The sequence below is a fragment of the Mycobacterium colombiense genome (genome assembly GCF_003284975.1).
GTDB classification, from domain to species: domain Bacteria; phylum Actinomycetota; class Actinomycetes; order Mycobacteriales; family Mycobacteriaceae; genus Mycobacterium; species Mycobacterium europaeum_A.
Genome location: NZ_QMEU01000183.1, coordinates 1 through 4,679, shown reverse-complemented (window position 1 = coordinate 4,679; position 4,679 = coordinate 1). Strand labels below are relative to the sequence as shown.

The window sequence follows — 4,679 nt, the reverse complement described above, 5'->3', positions numbered from 1 at the left end:
CCCCACCACACCCGCCCGGTGCGGTTCGTCTGGTTGCGGACCCCGGCCACCCGGACCCGGCTGCTGGACCGCATGAAGGACAAGTGGCGCGCCGACCTCGCCGGTGACGGCCGGCCCGCCGACTCGATCGACCGCCGGGTGGCGCGCGGCCAGATCCTCTACGACGCGCCCGAGGTCGTCATCCCTTTCCTGGTGCCCGACGGCGCCCACTCCTATCCCGACGCCGCGCGCACCGACGCCGAGCACACCATGTTCACCGTTGCGGTCGGTGCGGCCGTGCAGGCCTTGCTGGTCGCGCTGGCGGTGCGCGGGGTGGGCAGCTGCTGGATCGGCTCGACGATCTTCGCCGCCGACCTGGTGCGCGCCGAGCTCGACCTGCCCGCCGACTGGGAGCCGTTGGGCGCCATCGCCATCGGCTATGCCGCCGAACCGGCCGGGCCGCGCGATCCGGCGGACGCCGATGATCTGCTGATCCGCAAGTGATGCCGGATTTTTGAAAGATACTGAGCCCATGACGTTCGCGGGCAAGGCGGCGGCCACGGCCGACAAGCTCCGCGGCGGCTACTACACGCCAAAGCCGGTGGCCCGCTTCCTGGCCGGCTGGGTCCGCGAGGCCGGGCCCAGGATCGTCGAGCCCTCCTGCGGTGACGGCGCCATCCTGCGCGAGCTGGCGGGCGTGAGCGACGAGGTCCGCGGCGTCGAGCTGATCGCGGGCGAGGCGGCCAAGTCGCGCCGGTTCGCGCCCGTCGACAACGCGAGCCTGTTCGGCTGGCTCGCCACCGCCGAACCCGGCGGCTGGGACGGCGTCGCCGGCAACCCGCCCTACATCCGATTCGGCAACTGGCCCGCGCGGCAGCGCGATCCGGCGCTGGAGGTGATGCGGCGCGAGGGCCTGCGCCCCACCCGGCTGACCAACGCCTGGGTCCCGTTCGTGGTGGCGAGCACCGTGCTGGTGCGCGACGGCGGGCGGGTGGGTCTGGTGCTCCCGGCCGAGCTGCTCCAGGTCACCTACGCCGCACAGTTGCGCGAGTTCCTGCTGAGCCGATTCCGCGAGATCACCCTGTTGACCTTCGAGCGCCTGGTCTTCGACGGCATCCTGCAGGAGGTCGTGCTGTTCTGCGGCGTGGTGGGCCGCGGCCCCGCCCGCATCCGCACCGTGCACCTGCGAGACGCCGACGCGCTGGCGCGCGCGGACCTGGACGCCGAATGGGCGCCCGCGCTGCTGCACGAAAACGAGAAATGGACCAAGTACTTTCTGGACCCCGCCGCGATCGGGCTGCTGCGCGCGCTGAAGGGTTCCGGCGCCATGTCGAAGCTCGGCTCTTTCGCCGACGTGGACGTCGGCATCGTGACCGGGCGCAACGCCTTCTTCACCTTCACCGACGCCCGGGCCGGGGAGCTGGGGCTGCGGCCGCACTGCGTCCCGCTCGTTTCGCGCAGCGCCCAGCTGTCCGGGCTGATCTACGACACCGATTGCCGGACAAGCGATGTCGCCGCCGGACACCGCAGCTGGCTGCTCAACGCGCCGCCCGAGCCGGCCGACGCCGCGCTGAGCGCCCACATCCGCGCCGGCGAGGCCGCCGGGGTGCACCGCGGCTACAAGTGCTCGATCCGTAAGCCCTGGTGGCGCACGCCGTCGCTGTGGCAGCCCGACCTATTCCTGCTGCGCCAGATCCACCGGGCGCCGCGGCTGACCGTCAACGCCGCGGCGGCCACGAGCACCGATACCGTGCACCGGGTGCGCGTGACCACCGGCTCCGATGTCCCCGTCGATCCGGCCGCGCTGGCCGCGGTGTTCCACAACAGCGCGACATTCGCGTTCGCCGAGATCCTCGGCCGCAGCTACGGCGGGGGCGTTTTGGAGCTCGAGCCCCGCGAGGCCGAGCAGCTGCCCATTCCGCCGCCGGCGCTCGCCGATGCCGGGCTGGCCTGCGACGTGGACCTGTTGCTCAAGGCCAACGAGATCGACAAGGCGCTCGACGTCGTCGACCGGCGCGTGCTGATCGACGGCCTGGGCCTGCGTGCCGAGGTGGTTGCCGGCTGCCGTGCGGCGTGGGCGTCGCTGCGGGACAGGCGCAATCGGCGGGGGTCGCGATGAGCGTTCGCGACTCGGCGATCGCGATGCTATCCGGCTGGGATCCCCCGGACCCGGCCCAGGACTCGGTGCGGCACGCCGTGCTGGCCTTCGTGCACGCCCGCAGCGATGCCTGCCGCCGCGAGTGCGTGCCCGGCCACGTCACCGCGTCGGCGCTGGTGCTCGACCACTCCGGCGATCGGGTGCTGCTGACCCTGCACCGCCGCCTGGGCCGGTGGGTGCAGCTGGGCGGCCACTGCGACGACGGCGACGCCGACATCGTCGCGGCGGCGCTGCGGGAGGCCACCGAGGAGTCCGGGATCGACGGGCTGCGCATGCCACCGCGGCTGGCCGCGGTGCACGTGCATCCGGTGGTGTGCTCGCTGGGGGTGCCGACCCGCCATCTGGATCTGCAATTCGTCGCGCACGCGCCGGCCGGGGCGCGGATCGCGATCAGCGACGAGTCCGACGACCTGCGGTGGTGGCCCGTCGACGCCCTGCCGGACGGAACGGATTACGCGCTGGCGTATTTGGTCGAGCGGGCCCAGGCCCAGGTCCGCGGAGTGTGAAGTCAACTTCACACTCAGCAGATCAAGCCCGGCTAGACGTCGGACGAGTAGCGGATCCCGCCGTCGGGAATCGACACCCCCGGCCACACCCGGGCGCCGCGCAACAGCTCGCAGCGGGCCCCGATGTCGGCGCCGTCGCCGATCACCCCGTCGCGGATCAGCGCCCGGGGGCCGATGCGCGCGCCGAAGCCGATGATCGAGCGCTCGATCACGCTGCCCGCCTCGACCTTGACGCCGTCGAAGATCACCGCGCCGTCCAGCCGCACGCCGGGGCCGATCTCGGCGCCACGCCCGACGACCGTCCCGCCGACCAGCACCGCGCCCGGCGACACCGCCGCGCCGTCGTGCACCAACTGCTCGCCGCGGTGGCCGTGCAGGGCCGGCGAGGGCGCGATGCCCCGCACCAAATCGGCCGAGCCACGGACGAAGTCCTCCGGCGTGCCCATGTCGCGCCAGTAGCTGGCGTCGACGTAGCCGCAGACCTTGACGTCGGGATCCGACAGCAGCGCGGGAAACACCTCGCGTTCCACCGACACCTCACGGCCGCGCGGGATCCGGTCGATCACCGCGCGCGAGAAGACGTAGCAGCCGGCGTTGATCTGGTCGGTCGGCGGATCCTGGGTCTTCTCCAGGAATGCGGTCACCCGGCCCTCCTCGGTGGTCACGCAGCCGAACGCCCGAGGGTCGCCGACGCGGACCAGGTGCAGGGTGACGTCGGACTCCTGGGCGGAGTGGAAGTCGAGCATCTGACCGAGGTCGGCCCCGGAGAGCACGTCGCCGTTGAACACCATCACGGTGTCGTGCCGCAGATGCCCTGCGACGTTGGCGATTCCGCCGCCGGTGCCCAGCGGCCGCTCCTCGGTGACGTACTCGATCTGCAGGCCCAGCTTGGAGCCGTCGCCGAACTCCGCCTCGAACACCGCCGCCTGATACGACGTGCTGAGGATGACGTGCTCGATGCCCGCCGCGGCGACCCGCGACAGCAGATGGGTCAGGAACGGCAACCCGGCGGTGGGCAGCATCGGCTTGGGCGCCGACAGCGTCAGCGGCCGCAGCCGGGTGCCCTTGCCCCCGACCAGGATCACCACATCGACTTGCGGACCGCCCACCAGATCAGCCACCTCAGTGTCGCCCTTCCAGGAGTTTCTGCCGCCCGGCCGCGCGCAGCGCGCTGCGCACCATCAGCCGCGACCGCACCGCCAGCGAGGCGCGCAGCGTCCAGCGCAGCGGAGCGCGCAACCAGCCGGAATGCCGGTCGGCCAGGAACATATACGTGCTCTTGTGGTGCGCGGCGAGGTGGTTGGCGGGGTCCCCGCCGGTGGAGTGGCCCTTGTGGTGCAGCACCTCGGCCGACGGCACGTAGACGGAAAGCCAGCCGGCCTTGCCCAGCCGGTCGCCCAGGTCGACGTCCTCCATGTACATGAAGTAGCGCTCGTCGAATCCGCCGATCTGGCCGAACGCCGACCGGCGCACCAGCAGGCACGAGCCCGACAGCCAGCCCACCGGCCGCTCGGTGGGCTCGAGGCGCTCCTGGCGGTAGGCCGCCGACCACGGATTGCTCTTCCAGAACGGCCCGAGGACTGCATGCATGCCGCCGCGGATCAGGCTGGGCAGGTGGCGCGCCGACGGGTACACCGACCCGTCGGGATCGCGGACCAGCGGCCCCAGTGCGCCGGCGCGTGGCCAGCGCGCCGCGGCGTCGAGCAGCGCGTCGATGCTGCCTGGGCCCCACTGCACGTCGGGGTTGGCGACGATCACCCAGTCGTCGTCGCGGTCCAGCTGCGCGACGGCCCGATTGATCGCTGTGCCGTAGCCGAGGTTGGCGCCGGTGTGGAACAGCCGCACGTTGGGGTAGCGCTCGACGGCCGCCTGCGGGGTGCCGTCGGTGGAGCCGTTGTCGGCCAGCAGCACGCACACCTCGCGCTCGGTGGCCAGCGACAGCGAGGCCAGGAAGCGCTCCAGGTGTGGGCCCGGTGAGTAGGTCACCGTCACGACCGGCAGGGCGTCAGTCACGCGTAGAGGGTACCGGCCGCTCG

General features: G+C 72.3%; 5 protein-coding genes. 3 read left to right on the top strand and 2 right to left on the bottom strand.

The features are described 5' to 3' along the window. The 3 genes from DQP58_RS25870 to DQP58_RS25860 all read left to right on the top strand — a co-directional run. Positions 1–483 (top strand): nitroreductase family protein (locus DQP58_RS25870; protein WP_205869548.1); only part of this gene is annotated, 483 nt, incomplete at its 5' end. Between the two features lie 28 nt (positions 484–511). Further along, entirely contained in the window at positions 512–2,098 is a 1,587-nt protein-coding gene (locus DQP58_RS25865; protein ID WP_240630150.1) for a class I SAM-dependent methyltransferase, read from the top strand. Then, positions 2,095–2,643, top strand: a complete 549-nt coding sequence (locus DQP58_RS25860; protein ID WP_112710899.1) for an NUDIX hydrolase — start codon at positions 2,095–2,097, stop codon at positions 2,641–2,643. Before DQP58_RS25865 ends, DQP58_RS25860 begins: the two co-directional genes overlap by 4 nt. Positions 2,644–2,675: 32 nt before the next feature. Here the strand turns inward: DQP58_RS25860 and DQP58_RS25855 are convergent, their stop codons facing one another. Together DQP58_RS25855 and DQP58_RS25850 are read right to left on the bottom strand one after the other, a co-directional pair. Then, positions 2,676–3,752, bottom strand: a complete 1,077-nt coding sequence (locus DQP58_RS25855) for a sugar phosphate nucleotidyltransferase (RefSeq protein ID WP_066868502.1) — start codon at positions 3,750–3,752, stop codon at positions 2,676–2,678. 13 nt (positions 3,753–3,765) lie between these two features. Then, the gene (locus tag DQP58_RS25850) at positions 3,766–4,656 is read right to left on the bottom strand and encodes a glycosyltransferase family 2 protein (protein WP_112710898.1); all 891 of its coding nucleotides are present in this window, start codon (positions 4,654–4,656) and stop codon (positions 3,766–3,768) included. Between the last annotated feature and the right edge of the window lie 23 nt (positions 4,657–4,679).